Below are 18,743 nucleotides of genomic sequence, written 5' to 3'. Positions count from 1 at the left end.
TACAGCCACACCAGGTGACCTCGGCGTCACACGGGGTGACCTCGGCGTCAGCGGAGGAAGAGGGCCCGGAGCCTGAGAGTCGTGAAGGCGACTCCGCAGAGGATCATGCCTGCGTAGTAGAGAAGGTGGACCCAGGTCGAGCCCGTGAAGACGCCTACGCTGATCTGCCGCATCAGCTCCACACCGTGCCAGAGGGGGAACGCCTCGACGATCCACTGGATCGGCTTCGGGTACACCGAGAGCGGATAGAAGGTCGCGGAGAAGAGGAACATCGGCAGCATGACGAAGGTGATCAGATCCATGTGCTGGAAGGTCTTCATGTAGCTGGTCACCGCCATCCCGAACGACGCGAACCCGAACGCCACCATGACCGACGCCGGCACGAGGAGGAGGGCCCAGGGGGTCGTGATCAGTCCCATCGCCGCCATGACTCCCGTGAAGCCCAGCGCATACAGAAAGCCCCGGAACAGCGCCATGAGGATCTCCCCCATGGCGATGTCGAGCGGCCCCAGCGACGTGTAGAGCATGCCCTGGTAGAGCTTGCCGAAGTGCATCTTGAAGAACACATTCCATGTCGAGTCGTAGATGGCACCGTTCATTGCCGAGACTGCGAGCAGCGCCGGCGCGATGTACGCGGCGTACGAGATCGGCGTCCCGCCCGGCCCCTCGACCGTGCCGACCAGGGAGCCTAGGCCTACTCCCATGGACAGCAGGTAGAACACCGGCTCGAAGAACCCGGAGACAAGGATGATCCAGTTCTGGCTCTTGATGACCCGGAATCCGCGTTCGACGACGGCGCGTGCGTTCCCCGCGTACAGCCCCCCGAGCAGGCCCCGCCCGGTAGCAGTGGCGCCGGAGCGGTTGGCCATGAGGGTCACGTGCTCATCCTCCTCGTGTAGTTCCGGCGCGCCCACCAGATTCCCAGGACCCCGAGCGCGGCGAGGTAGCCGAGGTGCACGCCGACGAGCCAGGCGGGGAGGCTCAGGCCGTACGAGGCGATGCGCGCGAGCTGGCTCCCATGCCACAGGGGCGAGATCCAACCGATCCACTGCATTCCCGCGGGCATGGTCTCGAGCGGATAGAAGGTGCCGGAGAACAGGAACAGCGGCATGATGACGAAGCGCTGGATCATGGAGAACTGGAAGTTCTCCTTCTCGATGTATGCGGAGTACGCCATGACCGGGGCGCCGAACGCCATCCCGGTGAGGACGCCGAGCGGCACGAGCAGGAACGCCCACGGGCCGGGTGCCGCGCCGAACGCGAGCATGATGAGGAAGAACACGAGGCACTGGACCAGCAGGCGGACGCCCACCGCGAGGATGTGGCCCGTCGCGAGCTGGCCCGGGGCGAGCGGGGTCACGTGCGGCCCGTAGTAGACGCGGCGCCACTTGAAGCCGTCCATCACCGGGTACATCATCTCGTTGGCGCACGTCAGGACGGCGCTGGACACCAGCAGTGCGGGGGCAGCGTACGCGAGGTACCCGACGCCGTCGAACGCCGCGGAGCCGGTGCCGGACCGGTCCACGATCGTGGCCAGCCCCACGCCCATCGAGAAGAGGTACAGGAGCGGGTTGCCCACGCTGGTCACGACGATGGTGACGAGGTAGGCGCGCATCCTGCGAAGCATGTGCTCGGCGAAGTACAGGGCGCCCCAGCGTCTGGCCCTGGCGGCCGAGACGCCGGGGCCGTGCGCGCGCACAAGGCTGGAGCGGTGCCGGGCGCGGGTGTCCCGCGCGGCTGGACGGCCTCCGGCCGGTGCACGCTGGTCAGTCAACGAGCGACCGGCCCGTCAGCCGGAGGAACACGTCCTCGAGCGATGCGCGGCGCACGAGCGAGGTGAGCGGCCGCAGCCCCCGCGCCCGGACCTGCTCGAGGGACCACTCGCCGTCGTGCGTGTAGACCAGGACGCGGTCCGGGAGCAGCTCGGTGCGTTCCCCCACCCCCTCGAGTTGCCCGAGGACCGCGGCATTGCGCTCCGCGCCGAACCGCAGCTCGAGAACCTCGCGGCTCGAATGCTCGCGGATGAGCGCGGGCGGCGACCCCTCCGCCATGATCCGGCCCTTGTCCACGACGATGAGCCGGTCGCACAGCTGCTCGGCCTCGTCCATGTAGTGGGTCGTGAGGACGAGCGTGACCCCCTGCTCCTTGAGGCGGAACAGCCGATCCCACAGGACATGCCGGGCCTGGGGGTCGAGGCCCGTGGTGGGCTCGTCGAGGAGGAGGATCGTCGGCTCGTTCACGAGCGAACGGGCGATCGTCAGGCGGCGCTTCATGCCCCCGGACAGCGAATCGACGCGCGCCCCGGCCTTGTCCTCGAGCTGGGCGAAGGCGAGGAGTTCGTCGGCCCGGCGCTTGAGGTACGCGGTGGGGAGGCCGAAGTAGCGGCCGTAGATGATGAGGTTGTCGCGGACGCGGAGTTCCTCGTCGAGGTTGTCCTGCTGGGGCACGACCCCCAGATGGGCGCGCACCTCGGGACCCTGCAGCTCGGGATCCATGCCCATGATGGTGAGCTGCCCGGAGGTCCGCTGGCTCACTCCGCCGATCATGCGCATCGTCGTGGACTTGCCGGCGCCGTTGGGCCCGAGCAGGCCGAAGGACTCGCCGGCAGCGACGTCGAAGGAGATGCCATCGACCGCTGTGACCTCGCCGAAGGACTTCGTCAGGTGGCGTGCCGAGATGACGGCATTGCTCGTCGCCTCTCCCACTGCACTCCCCCCGAGTTGCATGGCACCACAGCGTGACACCTCTCGCACTCTAGTGCCGCGCGGCAGGTCTCACAACGAACGTTTCACCCCCGCGTGTCACGCGGGCTGCCGGCCGCCGCGGCGGGCGACCCCGCGCCGTCGTGCCCGGCCTGGCGCCCGTAGCAGCCCAGGATCTCGACCGCGTAGTCCAGGAGGGCCGCGGCGCGCGGCGTGAGGTCCATGTCCTCGGGCCAGATGGCCACGACGTTCGTGCGCGTCGCCGAAGGCTCGATGGGGCGCACCGCGATCGGACGGCCTTCAACGGAGGTCGCGGTCGTGTTCGGGCGGGACATGAGCAGCCCATAGCCCACCCCGCGGCCCACGAGCGCCTGGACGAGGATGATCTGCGGCACCCGCGCCGCCACGCGCGGCGTGAGCCCGCGCGCCGCGAACGCCTGAAGCGTGTTCTCGATGCTGGGGCGCGCCTCGTACATGACGAGGGGCTCGTCGGCGAGGTCGGCGAGGTCGACGGCGTCCCTCGCCGCGAGCGGGTGGTCGGGGTGCAGGTGCGCCTCGAGCTCCGTCGCATAGATCTCCCGGTGCCGGTAGCCAGCCGGGAGGAAGAGGTCGTAGACGATCGCGACGTCGAGCTTGCCTGCCTCGAGGTCCGGCAGGAGGTCTTCGTGGGTCCCGACGGTGATCTCGAGGTCGATCCCGGGATGCCGGCGGGGAAAGCCGTCCACGACGGCGGGCACGATGCTCGTCGCGAAGCTCGCGAAGCAGCCCAGCTTAACGGGGCCGCGCAGCTTCCCCCCGCTCTGGGTATCCAGGACGAGCTCGCGGGTGTCCGCGAGGATCCGGCGCGCCTGGGTGGCGAAGTGCTGGCCGGCGGGGGTCAGCGCGAAGCCGCGGGCCTTGCGGCGCACGCACAGCTGCTCGCCCACCGTCCTCTCCAGCCCGGTGATGGCCTGCGACAGCGCGGACTCCGAGATGTGCAGGTGGACCGCGGCGGCGCTGAGCGTCTCGTAGTCCGGCAGCGCCGCGAAGAGCTCGAGCTGCCTGAGCGTCACGTCTGCCATGAGGACCTCCAGACGGGAAGGAGCGACGGCCGCACCAGCCAAGTTGAGTCGCTTAAGTTAAGTTAGACCGAAGTACTTTGCCGATTCTCTGAAGTTTACACGAGGAAGTGGTATAGGCCACGATGGGTCTTACCGTCCTTTCCTCAGTCCGCCCCATGAGGGCTCTGCTGACACAACCCTTCGCACCCTGCGGCGAGACCGCATCCGAGTGGCATCACCGACGATGCCGGCACCCCAAGGACAGACACGCAATGACCACACCCGGCGCAGCCTCAGCCCCATCCTCCGCAGCGAACCAGCGACGCGTAGCGTTCGCCACGATCATCGGAACCACCATCGAGTGGTACGACTTCTTCATCTACGCCACCGGCGCGGCCCTCGTGTTCGCCGAGCTCTTCTTCAAGCCGGCGGGCAACGACATCGCCCTCCTGCTCTCGTTCGCCACCGTCGGCATCAGCTTCCTCTTCCGCCCGCTCGGGGCCTTCCTCGCCGGCCACTTCGGAGACGTGATCGGCCGGCGTGCGATGCTCGTCATCACCCTGATCCTCATGGGCGCTGCGACCACCCTCATCGGCGTGCTGCCGACGTTCTCCCAGGTCGGCATGGCCGCGCCCATCCTGCTGCTGCTCCTGCGCATCCTCCAGGGCGTCTCCGCCGGCGGCGAGTGGGGCGGGGCAGTCCTCATGGCTGTCGAACATGCTCCCAACCACCGCCGCGGCCTTGCCGGCGCGTTCCCGCAGCTCGGCGTCCCGCTCGGCATGCTCCTCGCCTCCGGGGTCATGGCGATCATGACGGGGCTCGTCTCCCCCGGCAAGGCGTTCCTCGAGTGGGGCTGGCGCGTGCCGTTCCTGCTCAGCGTCGTGCTGATCGTGGTCGGCTACTTCGTGCGGCGTGCGGTCGAGGAGAGCCCCGTCTTCGCTGAGATCGCCGAGCGCGGCCAGCAGACCAAGGTGCCGATCGTGGCCCTGTTCCGCAAGCACTGGCACCTCGTGGTCCTCGCCTCGCTTGTCTTCGTCGGCAACAACGCCGCGGGCTACATGACCACCGGCGGCTTCATCCAGGGCTACGCCACGGGCCGGCTCAAGATAGACTCCACCGCCGTACTGCTCGCCGCGACCGTCGCGTCCGCCATGTGGTTCGTCTCGACGCTCGTCGCCGGGATCCTCGCCGACAGGATCGGCCGCAAGGCCACCTACCTCATCGGGTTCGTGTTCCAGGCGCTCATGGTCTTCCCGCTGTTCTGGTTCGTCAACATCGGCAACCTCGGCGGCCTCTACGCCGGCCTGGTCCTGTTCTCCATCGGACTCGGGCTCACCTACGGCCCGCAGGCGGCCTGGTACTCCGAGATCTTCCCCGCCTCGGTCCGGTTCTCCGGCGTCTCGATCTCGTACGCGATCGGCGCCATCCTCGGCGGCGCCTTCGCGCCCACCATCGCCCAGGCCCTGCTCCAGGAGACCGGCACCACCGCAGCCGTCTCGGCCTACCTCCTCGTGATGACGGTCATCTCCATCGCCGCGGTCCTGATGCTCCGCGACCGGCGGGGCATTCCGCTCGGCCCGGACCACGAGGCGGAGCAGGCCACGGGCGCCACGGTCTTCGGCCCCCGCTCCGCGCCCGCCGCCACCGAGGCCGCGAAGGCCTGACACCCCGTCCCCCCGTCTGAGGGTCACGTCCTGAAGGTCAGGTTCTGGAGGTCACTTCACGTGACCTCCAGAACCTGACCTTCAGAGTCTGACCTTCAGAGTGTGACCCCCAGGATGTGACCCCCAGACGGCTGGGGTCACCGGGACTTTCCGCGGTCCGCCCTCAGGACCTCGAGCCGCTGCCGGTACTCCGTCTCGTCGATCTCGCCGCGGGCGTACCGCTCGCGGAGCACCGACTCAGCCCCCGCCCCGGACGCCTCCTGCCAGTGCCGCCGCCACCAGAAGCGGCGCGCGAACACGAAGAAGAGGATCAGGACGAGGAACCAGAACAGCGGGAAGAGCAGGAACCAGGGGAACCAGGGCCCTCCCCAGTGGTCCGCGGCATTCTGGGTGGCGATGAGTGCTGCGTTCATGGCGCACGCCTCCTTGACTCGACATCGGCTGTCCTTCAGCCGCTGACTCCAGTCTTCGCGCCGCGGCCGCAGGGCGCGTCGGCCGCCGGGAGACACTTCGGCCGGCCCCCTACTCCCGCGGGAGCACCGCCGGGAGCACACACGTCCCAGCCCTCACGCCAGCCACCCCGGCCGTACCAGCCCCGACTCGTAGGCGAGGACCACGAGCTGCGCCCGGTCCCGGAGATCCAGCTTCGTCATCGCCCGGGAGACATGCGTCTTAGCGGTCAGGGGCGTGATGAAGAGCCGCTCGGCGATCTCGGCATTGTTGAGCCCCTGGCCCACCAGTGCCACCACCTCCCGCTCGCGCTCGGTGAGCAGGCCGACGTCGATCGGCTCGGCCCGCTCGGCCGGCCCCTCCGCTGCGAGCCGGGTGAGGAGCCTGCGGGTCACCGACGGCGAGAGCATCGCGTCGCCGTCGTGCACGGCCCGCACCGCGCGGACGAGGTCCTCGGGCTCGGTGTCCTTGACCAGGAAGCCGCTCGCCCCGGCGCGGATCGCGCCGGTGACATAGTCGTCCAGCTCAAACGTGGTCAGGATGATGACCTTGAGGCCCTCACGATGCGCACCGAGGATGGCCCGGGTGGCCTCGAGGCCATCGCCGCCTGGCATGCGGATGTCCATGAGGACGACGTCGGGCGCGAGCCGCTCCGCCTCGGCCACCGCTGCCGATCCGCTCCCCGCCTCCCCGACCACCTCCATGTCCGGCTCGGCGTCCAGCAGCGCGCGGAATCCGGCGCGGATGAGGGCCTGGTCGTCCACCACGAGGATCCGGATCACCGGGGCTCCCCTCCCCCGGCTCCCGCCTCGGGGAGCTCCGCGCGGAGGTGCAGCCCGGCGTCGTCCGCCAGGGTGAGGGACCCGCCCGCCGCCTCGACCCGCTCGCGCATCCCGGTCAGCCCCGACCCGGGAGCGGCGCCGCGCAGGCCCGAGCCGTCGTCGTGCACCTCCACGACGACGGCGCCGCCCTCGCGCGCGATCCTCACCCCGGCGGTGCGCGCGCCCGCGTGCCGCACGGTGTTGGTGAGCGCCTCCTGCACCACCCGGTGCACGATGCGCTGGATCGCGGGCGACGGCGGCGGGTCCAGCTGGGCCGTCAGGGTCACCTCGAGGCCCGTCCCCCGGGCATCCTCGACGAGCGCGGGCACCCGGTCCAGGGGCTCGTCGCGGCCGACGGGGGCGTCCTGCCGGAGGACCCCGAGGAGCTCGCGGACCTCGCCGAGCGCCTCGTGGCTCGCGTTCTTGATCGCCTCGAGGGCCGGGAGGAGCTCCTCGGGCCGCCGGTCGGCCAGGTGCAGCGCGACGCTCGCACGGACGTTGATGAGGGAGAGCGAGTGCGCCACCACGTCGTGGATGTCCCGCGCGAGCTCGAGGCGCTCCTGGTCGCGCGCCTGCCGGCGGTGCGCCTCCCACTCGCGGCGCCGGGCTGCGAGCCGCTCACGGCGGACCCGCAGCCCCTCACCGAGCAGGAGCACGACGGCGGCCCACGCGCCGACCGCCGCGACCCTGAGCCATTCGCCGCTGGGGGCGGCCCATGCGGCGGCCGCCGCCACGAACACCGCGCCGGCGGACCACGTCCAGAGGCGGGCACCGGCGGCCGTCGCGAGGACGAGGGCGATGGCGGGCGCCGCGAGGACCGGGCCCCACGGGTAGCCGAGGGCGAAGTAGGCGATGGTCACCGCCACCGCTGCGGCGGCGGCCGGCCCCGGCCAGTGCGGGAGGGCGAGCAGGAGCGCCGGCCCCGCGACGAGGAACAGGACGGCGAGGAGGTCGACGGCGCGCGCGTCCGGCTGGCGCACCGCGGCGCCGTGCGTGCCGAGCACCTGGACGAGGACGAGCACGGCGACGCCCGCCACGCGGAACGGCCACGGCGTGCGGCGGCCTGCCCACGCGGGCCGCGGCCCCGCCTCAGTCCACCCACGCATATGCCGAGCCTACGCGCGCGCGGGGGCGGCGTCGTCGTCCGCGCGACGGAACGCGGGCGGCGGGCGCGTACTCCCGGCGGAGTAGGCGCCCGCCAGCACTCTGGGGCCCCCGAGCGCACTCTGGGGGTCACCTCCTGGGGGTCACCCGAGGTGACTCCCAGGAGATGACCCCCAGGCGGGAGGAGTCAGGCGAGGCCGGCGGTGCGCTCGGCCGCCTCGACCACGTTGGTCATGAGCAGGGCCACGGTCATCGGTCCCACGCCGCCCGGGTTGGGCGACAGGTATCCCGCGACCTGGGCGACATCGGGGTGCACGTCGCCGAACACCTTCGGCTTGCCGCCCTCGGGGTCGTCCTCGCGGGTCACGCCGACGTCGAGCACGGCCGCGCCGGGCTTCACGTCCTCGGCCTTGACGATGTGCTTCACCCCGGCGCCGGCGACGATGACGTCCGCCTCGCGCAGGTGCCTGCCCAGGTCCTCGGTGCCGGTGTGGGTGATCGTGACCGTGGCGTTGATCTCGCGGCGCGTGAGCAGGAGCGGGATCGGGCGGCCGATCGTGACTCCGCGCCCAACGACGACCACGTGCTTGCCCTTGAGGTCGTAGCCGTTGCGCACGAGGAGCTCGATGACGCCACGGGGCGTGCAGGGCAGCGGCGTGTCGATCTTCCCGTTGACGTTGAGCACAAGGCGCCCGAGGTTGGTCGGGTGGAGCCCGTCCGCGTCCTTCGCCGGGTCGATCCGTTCGAGGATCGCGTCCGTGTCCAGATGCTTGGGCAGCGGGAGCTGCACGATGTACCCGTGGCAGCCGGGATCGGCGTTGAGCTCGTCGATGAGGGCTTCGACCTCGGCCTGTGTGGCGTCCGCCGGCAGCTCCTTCTGGATCGAGTTCATCCCGATCGCCTTGGACTGCTTGTGCTTCATGCCCACGTACAGCTGGGAGGCCGGGTCCCCACCCACGAGCACGGTGGCGATGCCAGGGGTGATGCCCTTGGCCTTGAGCGCAGCGACACGCTCCTCGAGCTCTGCCTTGATCTCCGCGGCGGCTGCGCGGCCGTCGAGGACGACGGCCCGGTTCTCTGTCTGCGGCGCCATCGTCTCGCTCACCACGCCTCGTGCCCCGGGTAGAGGGGGAAGTCGTTCGCGAGCTTGTCCACGCGCGCCCGCAGGGCCTCGAGGCCGGACCCGGCGGAGCCGGCGCCGCCCTTGAGCGCGGTCGCGATGATGTCCGCGACCTCGGTGAACTCGGTCGCGCCGAACCCGCGGGTGGCGAGCGCCGGCGTGCCGATGCGCAGGCCCGAGGTGACCATCGGCGGGCGCGGGTCGAACGGGACCGCGTTGCGGTTCACAGTGATGCCGACCTCGTGGAGGAGGTCCTCGGCCTGCTGGCCGTCGAGCTCCGAGTTGCGCAGGTCGACCAGGACGAGGTGCACGTCGGTGCCGCCCGTGAGGACGGAGACGCCGGCGTCGGCCACGTCCTTCTGGTTGAGGCGGTCCGCGATGATCTTCGCGCCCTCGAGGACGCGCTCCTGGCGCTCCTTGAACTCATCGGAGCCGGCGATCTTGAAGGCGACGGCCTTGGCCGCGATGACGTGCATGAGCGGTCCGCCCTGCTGGCCCGGGAACACGTTGGAGTTGAGCTTCTTGCCGAACTCCTCCTTCGCGAGGATCACCCCGGAGCGCGGGCCTGCGAGGGTCTTGTGCACGGTCGAGGTCACCACGTGGGAGTGCGGGACGGGGCTCGGGTGCAGGCCCGCGGCGACGAGGCCGGCGAAGTGGGCCATGTCGGTCCAGAGGAGCGCGCCGACCTCGTCGGCGATCGAGCGGAACGCCGCGAAGTCGAGGTGGCGCGGGTAGGCTGACCACCCGGCGATGATGACGTTGGGGCGCTCGGCGAGCGCCTGCTCGCGCAGCCTGTCCATGTCGACCCGGAACGTGTCCTCTTCGACCTGGTACGCGGCGACCTGGTAGAGCTTGCCCGAGAAGTTCAGCTTCATGCCGTGCGTGAGGTGGCCGCCGTGGGCGAGGGAGAGTCCCAGGATCTTGTCGCCCGGGTTGATCATGGCGGACAGCGCCGCGGCGTTGGCCTGGGCACCGGAGTGCGGCTGCACGTTCGCGTACTCCGCGCCGAAGAGCGCCTTGACGCGCTCGATCGCGAGGCTCTCGGCCACGTCCACGTACTCGCAGCCGCCGTAGTAGCGCTTGCCGGGGTAGCCCTCGGCGTACTTGTTGGTCAGGACCGAGCCCTGGGCCTCCATGACGGAGCGCGGCGCGAAGTTCTCCGACGCGATCATCTCGAGGGTGTTGCGCTGGCGGCCGAGCTCCTGCTCGAGGACGGCCGCGATCTCGGGGTCGACTTCGCTCAGCGGGAGATTGCTGACGGTGGACACGGTAGGAGTGGTGGGGCTCACGGGATCTCCTGGTCGAAGGTTGCGGGAGGCTACTGGTCAGGCTACCGGCCCTGCCCGCCGCCCGGTACTGGATGGCGGAGCATGAAGGCGCGGCTTCTCGACCCCCGGCCCAGGCGTACGATCCGCGGTGTCCCAAAAGCATGCCGCTCCCCGGTGGTGACCCACCCAACGCCAGTCGCGACCGCTCCAGCATATCTGCACGCCCGGGAACAGGAAGAGGCCCCCGCATGTTGGAAGAGATAGTTGACATGTCAGTGAGCTTCTCAGGGAGGATCGGGTGGACAGGATGAAGGCAGTTGTCATCGGAGCGGGCCAGGCGGGCCTGAGCGCCGCGTACTGGCTCGGCCGCCGCGGGCTCCGGGCCTGGGAGGACTTCGTGGTCCTCGACGCCAACGAGGGGCCCGGCGGAGCGTGGCGCCACCGGTGGGACTCGCTCACGTTCGACGCCGCGCACGGCCTCCACCCGCTCCCCGGCGTCCCGCTCGAGGCGCCGGACCCGCACGAGCCGGCCTCCGCCGTCGTGAGCCGCTACTACGGCGACTACGAGCGCGCCCTCGCGCTGCCGGTGATCCGGCCCGTGCGGGTCGCCTGGGTGGAGCGGGCGCACGACGGCGGCGCCCTCCTCGTGCGCGCCGCCGACGGGCGCGAATGGCGGACGGAGACGGTCATCAACGCCACCGGGACCTGGGACAGCCCCTACTGGCCGCACTACCCCGGACGCGAAGCCTTCCAGGGCAGGCAGCTGCACACCCACGACTTCGTCTCGGCGGAGGAGTTCCGCGGGCAGCGGGTCCTCGTCGTGGGTGGCGGGACAAGCGCGGCGCAGTTCCTGCTCCAGCTCGACGCCGCCGGCGCCCGGACCGTCTGGTCGCCCCGGCGGCCGCCGCAGTGGACCGAGGTGCCTTTCGACGCCGACTGGGGCGTCGCCGTCGAACGCCGGGTGGGCGAGCGCACGCGTGCCGGCCTGCCGCCGCTGTCAGTCGTGGCCGCGACCGGGCTTCCCCTCACGGAGCAGTACCGCGCCGGGATCGACGCGGGCGTGCTGGTTTCGCGGGGGCCGCTGGCGCGGATCACCCGCTCGGGTGCCGTCCTCGCCGACGGGACCGAGCTCGAGCTCGACGCCATCCTCTGGGCGACGGGCTTCCGGGCCTCCCTCGGGCACCTCGCGACCCTCCACGTGCGCGAGCCGGGCGGCGGGGTCCTCATGGCCGACGACGGCGTGCGAGTCGTGCGCGAGCCCCGGCTGTTCCTCGTGGGCTACGGGGCGAGCGCCTCGACCGTGGGGGCCACCCGGGCGGGGCGCGCCGCGGCCCTGGCCGCCGTGAGGTTCCTCTCAGACGCGAGCGGGGCGGCGGCGTCGTCCGCCCAGGTTCCGCGGGAGGACGCGCTCGCGTCGGTACCCTAGGACGCGTGGAACGCAACACCTTCATCGTGACCCTCTCGTGCCCGGACCGGCCCGGCATCGTCCACGCCGTGTCGGGCGCGCTGCTCGACGCCGGGTGCAACATCACCGAGTCCCGCCAGTATGAGAGCCCGGACACGGGGACGTTCTTCATGAGGGTCACGGTCGAGACCGCCTCGGAGCGGGCGGCGCTCGAGGCCTCGCTCGCGCCGGTGGCGGACGCCTTCGCGATGAAGCTCGGGATCTTCAACGGCGGCGAGCCGGTCCGCACGCTCATCATGTGCTCCAAGGACGGGCGCACCCTCAACGACCTGCTGTTCCAGCAGCGCACCGGGACGCTGCCGATCGAGGTGCCCGCCGTCGTCTCGAACCACACCGACCTGGCGCCGATGGCCGAGTTCTACGGGGTCCCCTTCGTGCACTTGCCCGTGACCTCCGCGACCAAGGCGGACGCCGAGGCGAAGCTTCTCGCCCTCGTCGAGGAGCACCGGGTCGAGCTCGTCGTGTTGGCCCGGTACATGCAGATCCTCTCCGATGACCTGTGCCGCGCCCTCGAGGGCCGGGCGATCAACATCCACCACTCATTCCTGCCCTCGTTCAAGGGCGCCCGGCCCTACCACCAGGCGCACGCGCGGGGCGTGAAGATCATCGGCGCCACGGCGCACTATGTGACCGCCGACCTCGACGAGGGGCCGATCATCGAGCAGGAGGTCATCCGGGTGGACCACTCGAAGACCGCCGAGCAGCTGGTCCAGCTGGGCCGCGACGTCGAGGGCCGCACCCTGTCCAGGGCCGTGCAGTGGCATGCCGAGCACCGCGTGCTCCTCGACGGGCACCGGACGGTCGTCTTCGCCTGACCCTGCCCCCTGCCCCCGCCGCCGAGGTCACCCCCTCTGCGCCCGAGGTCACCCCCTCTGCGCCCGAGGTCACCCTTTACCGCGCCAGACGGGGTGACCTCGGCACCACACCGGGTGACCTCGGCACCACACGGGGTGACCTCGGCACCACACGGGGTGACCTCGGCGGGCGGTCAGGAGTGGTGGCCGTTGGCCTGCCGGTGCGCGCGCGCTAGGTCGACGTAGTGCGTGGCGTTGCGGCGCACCGACTCGACCTCCTCGTCAGAAAGCTCGCGACGGACCTTCGCAGGCACGCCCGCGACGAGCGAGCGCGGCGGGACAACAGTACCCTCGAGCACGACGGCGCCTGCAGCCACGAGCGAGTCCGATCCGATCACCGCCCCGTTCATGATCGTCGCGCCCATCCCCACGAGCACGTTGTCCTCCACCGTGCACCCGTGCACGACGGCGTTGTGCCCCACCGACACGCCGGCGCCGACGGTGCAGGGGAAGCCGGCGTCCGCATGGAGGACGACGTTGTCCTGGAGGTTGCTCCCCACCCCGACCGAGATGGCTGCGGTGTCGCCCCGGACGGAGACGCCGTAGAACGCGCTGGAGTGCTCGGCGAGGTGGGCATCGCCGATGATGCTCGCCGTCGGTGCCACGAAGGCGCTGGGATGGATGTCCGGGGCTATGCCCCCGAATTCGATGACTGGGCTCATGCCCTCAGCGTAGTTGCGCCTCGCAGGCCGTGCGCGGCGGGGCCGCCGGTTCGGCAAGACTGGAACCGTTGCCGCACCTGTTGCGTTTACTTCTTGACGACAAGACCGATGAAGGGGAAGCTGTACCGCATGGTCTCCACGCTGCGTTCGACGACGAGCGCCACCGACAACCCGGGCTCACAGTCCGCCCTGCGAAAGCTCAACGAGCAGCGCATCGTGGAAACCCTCATGGCGGGACCGGCCACGCAGGCCGAGCTGTCACGGCAGACCGGCCTCTCCACCGCGACCGTGTCCAACATCGTCAAGGTCCTGCACGACGCCGGCGTCGTCGCCACCGAGCCGACCACGAGTTCGGGCCGGAGGGCCTTGAGCGTCCGTCTCAACAGCAACTCGGCGGTGGCGGTCGGGATCGACTTCGGGCGGCGGCACCTGCGAGTCGTCCTGGCCAACCTCGCCTACGAAGTACTCGCGGAGGAGAACATCACCCTTCCGCTGGGACACGAGGCCGATGTCAGCATCTCCGCCGCAGTGGACCTCCTGGACTCGCTTCTGGAGGACGCCGGCGTGCGCCGTGCGGACATCGTGGGCGTGGGCGCCGGGATCCCAGGGCCGATCGACCACCGGACGGGCACGGTGGCCCAGGGCGCCATCCTTCCGGAGTGGGTCGGGTTCCACCTCCTCGCGCATCTCGAGGAACGCCTCGGCCTGCCCGTCTTCGTGGACAACGACGCCAACCTGGGCGCGCTGAGCGAGGTCACGTGGGGCCCGCACAGCGGCGTCGAAAACCTCGTCTTCGTCAAGATCGGCTCGGGCATCGGCGCCGGGCTGATCCTCAACGGCCTCCTGTTCTACGGCCAGGTCGGGGTGACCGGCGAGATCGGCCACGCCACCATCGTCGAGCACGGAGCCGTGTGCCGCTGCGGCAACCGCGGATGCCTTGAGACCGTCGCCTCGACGACCACCATGTCAGAGCTCCTCTCGCGCGGCCAGCCGGAGCCGCTCACCCCGGACGAGATCGTCCGGCGCGCGCTCGCGGGCCACCCCGCCGTGCTGCGGGTCATCGATGACGCAGGGCTCGCCGTCGGCCGCGCCCTGGGCAACGTCGCCAACCTCATCAACCCCGAGGTGATCGTCATCGGCGGCCCTCTGGCCGACCTCGGAGAAATCCTGCTCGAGCCGATACGGCGGGGGCTGCTCCGTCACGCAGTCCCGCTCATCGGCGAGACCACCTCCGTCACCATGTCCGCGCTCGGCGCCCGCGCCGAGGTGCTCGGCGCCGCCGCGCTGGTCTTCCAGAACGCGGACATCGCCCACCGCTGACCGCTCGCGCCCGACGCCGGCCACGCACCGCGCGCGGTGACCTCACCATGATTGCGTTAAAGGCTTGACGGCAACCTGTGCATGCTTGTTTACTTTCTACTCAGACGGCGCCGCCGATCAGGCCGCCGGACAACGACGTTCGACCAGGAGGCAGCGGCACATGGCGCCGAACGAAGCGGTGATCCTCGAGATGAGGTCCATCACGAAGGAGTTCCCGGGAGTCAAGGCACTCTCGAACGTCAACCTGAAGGTGAAGGCCGGCGAGATCCACGCCATCTGCGGGGAGAACGGCGCCGGCAAGTCCACGCTGATGAAGGTGCTCTCGGGTGTCTACCCGCACGGCTCCTACTCGGGCGAGATCGTCTACCAGGGCGAGGTCCAGGAGTTCAAGGACATCCGTGCCAGCGAGCACGCGGGCATCGTGATCATCCACCAGGAGCTCGCGCTCATCCCCGAGCTCTCGATCATGGAGAACATCTTCCTCGGCAACGAGCCGACCAAGCGCGGCGTCATCGACTGGAAGGAGGCCCGCAAGCGGTCCCTCGAGCTGCTCGCCCGCGTGGGCCTGGGCGACGACCCGGACACGCCCATCAAGGAGATCGGCGTCGGCAAGCAGCAGCTCGTGGAGATCGCCAAGGCCCTCAACAAGTCGGTGCGGCTGCTCATCCTCGACGAGCCGACGGCGGCGCTGAACGAGTCGGATTCCCAGCACCTGCTCGACCTCATCGTCGGCCTCAAGGGCCGCGGCGTCACGAGCATCATGATCTCCCACAAGCTCAACGAGATCGAGCAGATCGCGGACGAGATCACAATCATCCGCGACGGGAAGTCCATCGAGACCCTCAACGTCAGGGCCGACGGCGTGGACGAGGACCGCATCATCAAGGGCATGGTCGGCCGGACGCTCGAGTCCCGGTTCCCTGACCACACCCCCACCATCGGCGAGGTCCTGTTCGAGGTCCGTAACTGGAACGTCCAGCATCCGCAGGTCGCCGACCGGCTCGTGTGCAAGAACTCGAGCTTCTTCGTGCGCAAAGGCGAGATCGTGGGCTTCGCCGGGCTCATGGGCGCCGGACGCACGGAGCTCGCCCGCAGCATCTTCGGCCACTCGTACGGCAAGTTCCTCTCGGGCCAGACCTTCATGCACGGCAAGGAGGTCAGGATGCGCACCGTCGCCCAGGCCATCGAGGCCGGACTCGGCTACGTCACCGAGGACCGCAAATCGCTCGGGCTGAACCTCCTGGACGACATCAAGACGACCACCGTCTCGGCAGCGCTGAAGAAGATCACCCGGGGGCTCGTCGTCGACCGCAACCGCGAGTACAAGGTCGCGGAGGAGTACCGGCGGTCGCTGCGGACCAAGACCCCGAGCGTCGACGAGGGGGTGGCCAAGCTCTCGGGCGGCAACCAGCAGAAGGTCGTCCTCGCCAAGTGGATGTTCACCGACCCCGAGCTGCTCATCCTCGACGAGCCGACCCGCGGCATCGACGTCGGGGCGAAGTACGAGATCTACGGCATCATCCAGAGGCTCGCGAGCCAGGGCAAGGGCGTCATCGTCATCTCGTCCGAGCTGCCCGAGCTCCTCGGCCTCTCGGACCGCATCTACACCATCTTCGAGGGCGCCATCACCGGGGTCCTGACCAAGGAAGAGGCCACGCAGGAGAGCCTCATGAAGCTCATGACCCAGACCCGCAAGACGGCCTGAGACGAAGAACCAGGAGACCGAAGGACACCCCATGGACGCCCTCAAGAAGCTCTTCGGCGGGAACACCCGCCAGTTCGGCATGATCTTCGCCCTCGTGGCGCTGATCGTGCTGTTCCAGATCCTGACCGGCGGTCTCACGCTGACCCCGGACAACGTGATCAACCTCTTCAATGGCAACTCCTACATCCTGATCCTCGCCATCGGCATGGTCCTCGTGATCATCGCAGGCCACATCGACCTCTCGGTCGGCTCGGTCGCGGCGGCAGTGGGGATCATCGTGGCCCTCGCGATCCGCGACTGGGGCCTCCCCTCGTGGGTCGGCTTCCTGCTGGGCCTCGCCATCGGCGCGGTGATCGGCGCGTGGCAGGGCTTCTGGGTCGCGTACGTCGGCATCCCCGCCTTCATCGTCACGCTCGCCGGCATGCTCATCTTCCGCGGCGTGAACCAGTACATCGGCAAGTCGAACACCATCCCCGTGCCGCGTGACTTCCAGACCATCGGCGCGGGCTTCCTCCCGGAGGTCGGCCCGGACACGGGCTACAACAACCTCACCCTGCTCCTCGGGCTCCTCGGCGCGGCCGCGGTGGTCTTCTTCGAGGTCCGGAACCGCCGCATCGCGAAGGAGCTCGGGGCCGAGGTCCCGGAGCTGTGGGTGACCGTCACCAAGCTCGTCCTCGTCTGCGGCGCGATCCTCTACGCGACCTACCTCTTCGCCACCGGCCGGCCCGGCACCTCGTTCCCCGTCTCGGGCATCATCCTCGGCATCCTCGTCCTGCTCTACGGCTTCATCTCGGCCAAGACCGTCATCGGACGCCACATCTACGCGGTCGGCGGCAACCGCCACGCCGCCGAGCTCTCCGGCGTGCAGTCCAAGAAGGTCAACTTCCTCGTCATGATGAACATGGCCATCCTCGCGGCCCTGGCCGGCATGGTCTTCGTGGCCCGCTCCACGGCGTCCGGCCCGTTCGACGGCACCGGGTGGGAGCTCGACGCGATCGCGGCGGTGTTCATCGGCGGCGCGGCAGTCACCGGCGGCGTCGGCACGGTCATCGGGTCGATCGTCGGTGGCCTCGTCATGGCGGTCCTCAACAACGGCCTCCAGCTGCTCGGCGTGGGCGCGGACCTCACCGCGATCATCAAGGGCCTCGTGCTCCTGGCCGCAGTCGCCTTCGACGTCTACAACAAGATGCAGGGCAAGCGCTCCATCATCGGCCTGCTCATCCGCGGCGGTGGCGGCGGCACCGGCACCAAGGGCACCCCGCTCCAGCCGGACGAGACCACCAAGACCAGCGAGGTCCTGGCTAAGGACGCCTGAGGCGCCTCGGCCGACCACACGGCGTCGTGCGTCCCCGCGCGGCGCCGGCCACAAGTTCCCCACGAAACACCATCACGAACACACAGAAGAAAGCGGAGAACATGCGCATGTTTTCAAGGGCAGCCAGGGCCGTCGCGGTCGTTGGCATCGCAGCACTGGCGCTGACGGCCTGCGGCCGCTCGGAACCGAGCAGCTCCGGCGGGACGGGCGGGGCCAGCGGCTCCGGCGGCTTCGCCAAGGACGCGCTCATCGGGGTCGCGCTGCCGCAGAAGACGTCGGAGAACTGGGTGCTCGCCGAGCAGCTGTTCAACGACGGCCTCAAGGGAGCCGGCTTCAAGGGCGACGTCCAGTTCGCGAATGGCGGCGTGTCGGAGCAGCAGAACCAGATCTCGGCCATGGTGACCAAGGGCGCCAAGGTCATCATCGTCGGCGCGATCGACGGCTCGCAGCTCGGCACCCAGGTCCAGCAGGCCAAGGCCTCGGGCGCGACGGTCATCGCCTACGACCGCCTGCTGAAGAACACGGACGCCGTGGACTACTACGTCGCGTACGACAACTACAAGGTCGGCCAGCTCCAGGGCCAGGCCCTCCTCGACGGCATGAAGGCCAAGAAGCCCAGCGGCCCGTACAATATTGAGCTCTTCGCCGGCTCCCCCGACGACGCCAACGCCAAGGTGTTCTTCGACGGCGCCATGAGCGTCCTCCAGCCGAAGATCGACGACAAGACGCTCAACGTGGTCTCGGGCCAGAAGTCGTTCGAGCAGGCCGTGACGCAGGGCTGGAAGGCCGAGAACGCGCAGAAGCGCATGGACACGCTGCTCGCGGCGAACTACACGTCCGCGAACCTCGACGGCGTGCTCTCGCCGAACGACACGCTTGCCCGCGCGATCATCACCTCGGTCAAGGGCGCCGGCAAGGCGGTCCCGATCGTGACCGGTCAGGACTCCGAGGTCGAATCGGTGAAGTCGATCATGGCCGGCGAGCAGTACTCGACGATCAACAAGGACACCCGCAACCTGGTGAACAAGGCCATCGACATGGTCAAGCAGCTCCAGGCGGGCCAGAAGGTCGACGTGAACGACGAGAAGTCCTACAACAACGGCGTCAAGACCGTCCCCGCGTTCCTGCTCCCGCCGGTCATCGTGACCAAGGCCAACGCCAAGGAGGCCTACGCGAACGACCCGACCCTGAGCAAGCTCACCCAGTAGCCAGGCTCAGGCACCGGGGGCCCTGCCCCTGGGCGTTCAGCGCAC

General features: G+C 69.7%; 17 protein-coding genes and 1 riboswitch. Of the genes, 7 read left to right on the top strand and 10 right to left on the bottom strand.

Annotated elements, in window-relative coordinates; translation table 11 throughout:
• Positions 1–47 precede the first annotated feature (47 nt).
• The 4 genes from ABD298_RS09925 to ABD298_RS09910 all read right to left on the bottom strand — a co-directional run bounded on the left by ABD298_RS09925 (position 48) and on the right by ABD298_RS09910 (position 3,763).
• Positions 48–869 carry an ABC transporter permease gene (locus ABD298_RS09925; RefSeq protein WP_344299781.1) on the bottom strand — a complete coding sequence of 274 codons (822 nt, stop codon included), beginning with the start codon at positions 867–869 and terminating at the stop codon, positions 48–50.
• 5 nt (positions 870–874) lie between these two features.
• Entirely contained in the window at positions 875–1,774 is a 900-nt protein-coding gene (locus tag ABD298_RS09920) for an ABC transporter permease (protein ID WP_344299528.1), read from the bottom strand.
• The gene (locus tag ABD298_RS09915) at positions 1,767–2,705 is read right to left on the bottom strand and encodes an ABC transporter ATP-binding protein (protein WP_344299527.1); all 939 of its coding nucleotides are present in this window, start codon (positions 2,703–2,705) and stop codon (positions 1,767–1,769) included. The genes ABD298_RS09920 and ABD298_RS09915 overlap by 8 nt, the downstream gene beginning before the upstream one ends.
• A gap of 83 nt (positions 2,706–2,788) precedes the next feature.
• Positions 2,789–3,763 carry a LysR substrate-binding domain-containing protein gene (locus ABD298_RS09910; RefSeq protein WP_344299526.1) on the bottom strand — a complete coding sequence of 325 codons (975 nt, stop codon included), beginning with the start codon at positions 3,761–3,763 and terminating at the stop codon, positions 2,789–2,791.
• A 251-nt stretch (positions 3,764–4,014) separates the two neighbouring features.
• Between ABD298_RS09910 and ABD298_RS09905 the strand changes: the two genes are divergently transcribed.
• The gene (locus ABD298_RS09905) at positions 4,015–5,406 is read left to right on the top strand and encodes an MFS transporter (protein ID WP_344299525.1); all 1,392 of its coding nucleotides are present in this window, start codon (positions 4,015–4,017) and stop codon (positions 5,404–5,406) included.
• Between the two features lie 137 nt (positions 5,407–5,543).
• On the opposite strand, the gene ABD298_RS09900 is transcribed toward ABD298_RS09905, so the two are convergent.
• The 5 genes from ABD298_RS09900 to glyA all read right to left on the bottom strand — a co-directional run bounded on the left by ABD298_RS09900 (position 5,544) and on the right by glyA (position 10,190).
• The gene (locus tag ABD298_RS09900) at positions 5,544–5,819 is read right to left on the bottom strand and encodes an SHOCT domain-containing protein (protein ID WP_208711954.1); all 276 of its coding nucleotides are present in this window, start codon (positions 5,817–5,819) and stop codon (positions 5,544–5,546) included.
• A 153-nt stretch (positions 5,820–5,972) separates the two neighbouring features.
• On the bottom strand, positions 5,973–6,638 hold the full coding sequence (locus tag ABD298_RS09895) for a response regulator (RefSeq protein ID WP_344299523.1): 666 nt from the start codon (positions 6,636–6,638) through the stop codon (positions 5,973–5,975).
• The gene (locus ABD298_RS09890) at positions 6,635–7,783 is read right to left on the bottom strand and encodes a sensor histidine kinase (RefSeq protein WP_344299522.1); all 1,149 of its coding nucleotides are present in this window, start codon (positions 7,781–7,783) and stop codon (positions 6,635–6,637) included. The genes ABD298_RS09895 and ABD298_RS09890 overlap by 4 nt, the downstream gene beginning before the upstream one ends.
• Before the next feature lie 185 nt (positions 7,784–7,968).
• The gene (locus tag ABD298_RS09885) at positions 7,969–8,874 is read right to left on the bottom strand and encodes a bifunctional methylenetetrahydrofolate dehydrogenase/methenyltetrahydrofolate cyclohydrolase (protein ID WP_344299779.1); all 906 of its coding nucleotides are present in this window, start codon (positions 8,872–8,874) and stop codon (positions 7,969–7,971) included.
• 8 nt (positions 8,875–8,882) lie between these two features.
• Complete coding sequence (glyA, locus tag ABD298_RS09880; protein ID WP_344299521.1) at positions 8,883–10,190, bottom strand: serine hydroxymethyltransferase; 1,308 nt, start codon at positions 10,188–10,190, stop codon at positions 8,883–8,885.
• A gap of 100 nt (positions 10,191–10,290) precedes the next feature.
• A riboswitch (ZMP/ZTP riboswitch) is annotated at positions 10,291–10,379 on the bottom strand.
• 97 nt (positions 10,380–10,476) lie between these two features.
• On the opposite strand from glyA, the gene ABD298_RS09875 reads away from it, so the two are divergent.
• Positions 10,477–11,595 carry an NAD(P)-binding domain-containing protein gene (locus tag ABD298_RS09875; RefSeq protein WP_344299520.1) on the top strand — a complete coding sequence of 373 codons (1,119 nt, stop codon included), beginning with the start codon at positions 10,477–10,479 and terminating at the stop codon, positions 11,593–11,595.
• A gap of 5 nt (positions 11,596–11,600) precedes the next feature.
• Complete coding sequence (purU, locus tag ABD298_RS09870) at positions 11,601–12,449, top strand: formyltetrahydrofolate deformylase (RefSeq protein WP_344299519.1); 849 nt, start codon at positions 11,601–11,603, stop codon at positions 12,447–12,449.
• Between the two features lie 173 nt (positions 12,450–12,622).
• Here purU and ABD298_RS09865 read toward each other — a convergent pair whose 3' ends face one another.
• On the bottom strand, positions 12,623–13,150 hold the full coding sequence (locus ABD298_RS09865) for a gamma carbonic anhydrase family protein (protein ID WP_344299518.1): 528 nt from the start codon (positions 13,148–13,150) through the stop codon (positions 12,623–12,625).
• A 129-nt stretch (positions 13,151–13,279) separates the two neighbouring features.
• Between ABD298_RS09865 and ABD298_RS09860 the strand changes: the two genes are divergently transcribed.
• The 4 genes from ABD298_RS09860 to ABD298_RS09845 all read left to right on the top strand — a co-directional run bounded on the left by ABD298_RS09860 (position 13,280) and on the right by ABD298_RS09845 (position 18,698).
• Positions 13,280–14,470 carry an ROK family transcriptional regulator gene (locus ABD298_RS09860; RefSeq protein WP_344299778.1) on the top strand — a complete coding sequence of 397 codons (1,191 nt, stop codon included), beginning with the start codon at positions 13,280–13,282 and terminating at the stop codon, positions 14,468–14,470.
• Between the two features lie 160 nt (positions 14,471–14,630).
• On the top strand, positions 14,631–16,175 hold the full coding sequence (mmsA, locus tag ABD298_RS09855; RefSeq protein WP_344299517.1) for a multiple monosaccharide ABC transporter ATP-binding protein: 1,545 nt from the start codon (positions 14,631–14,633) through the stop codon (positions 16,173–16,175).
• 31 nt (positions 16,176–16,206) lie between these two features.
• Positions 16,207–17,490 (top strand): multiple monosaccharide ABC transporter permease, encoded by a 1,284-nt coding sequence (gene mmsB, locus ABD298_RS09850; protein WP_344299516.1) that lies wholly within the window; start codon positions 16,207–16,209, stop codon positions 17,488–17,490.
• Between the two features lie 101 nt (positions 17,491–17,591).
• On the top strand, positions 17,592–18,698 hold the full coding sequence (locus ABD298_RS09845; protein WP_344299515.1) for a substrate-binding domain-containing protein: 1,107 nt from the start codon (positions 17,592–17,594) through the stop codon (positions 18,696–18,698).
• The last annotated feature ends 45 nt before the right edge of the window (positions 18,699–18,743 follow it).

It is taken from the genome of Sinomonas flava (genome assembly GCF_039531875.1).
Taxonomy (GTDB): Bacteria; Actinomycetota; Actinomycetes; order Actinomycetales; family Micrococcaceae; genus Sinomonas; species Sinomonas flava.
Note: the sequence above shows the minus strand (reverse complement) of the source record. Positions and strands in the feature narration are given on the sequence as shown.

What these genes read in the sequence shown, in the direction of transcription:
- ABD298_RS09925 (WP_344299781.1), bottom strand. Translation starts at nt 869, where the DNA reads ATGGCCAACCGCTCCGGCGCCACTGCTACCGGGCGGGGCCTGCTCGGG.
- ABD298_RS09910 (WP_344299526.1), bottom strand. Translation starts at nt 3,763, where the DNA reads ATGGCAGACGTGACGCTCAGGCAGCTCGAGCTCTTCGCGGCGCTGCCG.
- ABD298_RS09905 (WP_344299525.1), top strand. Translation starts at nt 4,015, where the DNA reads ATGACCACACCCGGCGCAGCCTCAGCCCCATCCTCCGCAGCGAACCAG.
- ABD298_RS09900 (WP_208711954.1), bottom strand. Translation starts at nt 5,819, where the DNA reads ATGAACGCAGCACTCATCGCCACCCAGAATGCCGCGGACCACTGGGGA.
- ABD298_RS09890 (WP_344299522.1), bottom strand. Translation starts at nt 7,783, where the DNA reads ATGCGTGGGTGGACTGAGGCGGGGCCGCGGCCCGCGTGGGCAGGCCGC.
- ABD298_RS09885 (WP_344299779.1), bottom strand. Translation starts at nt 8,874, where the DNA reads ATGGCGCCGCAGACAGAGAACCGGGCCGTCGTCCTCGACGGCCGCGCA.
- ABD298_RS09875 (WP_344299520.1), top strand. Translation starts at nt 10,477, where the DNA reads ATGAAGGCAGTTGTCATCGGAGCGGGCCAGGCGGGCCTGAGCGCCGCG.
- ABD298_RS09865 (WP_344299518.1), bottom strand. Translation starts at nt 13,150, where the DNA reads ATGAGCCCAGTCATCGAATTCGGGGGCATAGCCCCGGACATCCATCCC.
- ABD298_RS09860 (WP_344299778.1), top strand. Translation starts at nt 13,280, where the DNA reads ATGGTCTCCACGCTGCGTTCGACGACGAGCGCCACCGACAACCCGGGC.
- mmsA (WP_344299517.1), top strand. Translation starts at nt 14,631, where the DNA reads ATGGCGCCGAACGAAGCGGTGATCCTCGAGATGAGGTCCATCACGAAG.
- mmsB (WP_344299516.1), top strand. Translation starts at nt 16,207, where the DNA reads ATGGACGCCCTCAAGAAGCTCTTCGGCGGGAACACCCGCCAGTTCGGC.
- ABD298_RS09845 (WP_344299515.1), top strand. Translation starts at nt 17,592, where the DNA reads ATGCGCATGTTTTCAAGGGCAGCCAGGGCCGTCGCGGTCGTTGGCATC.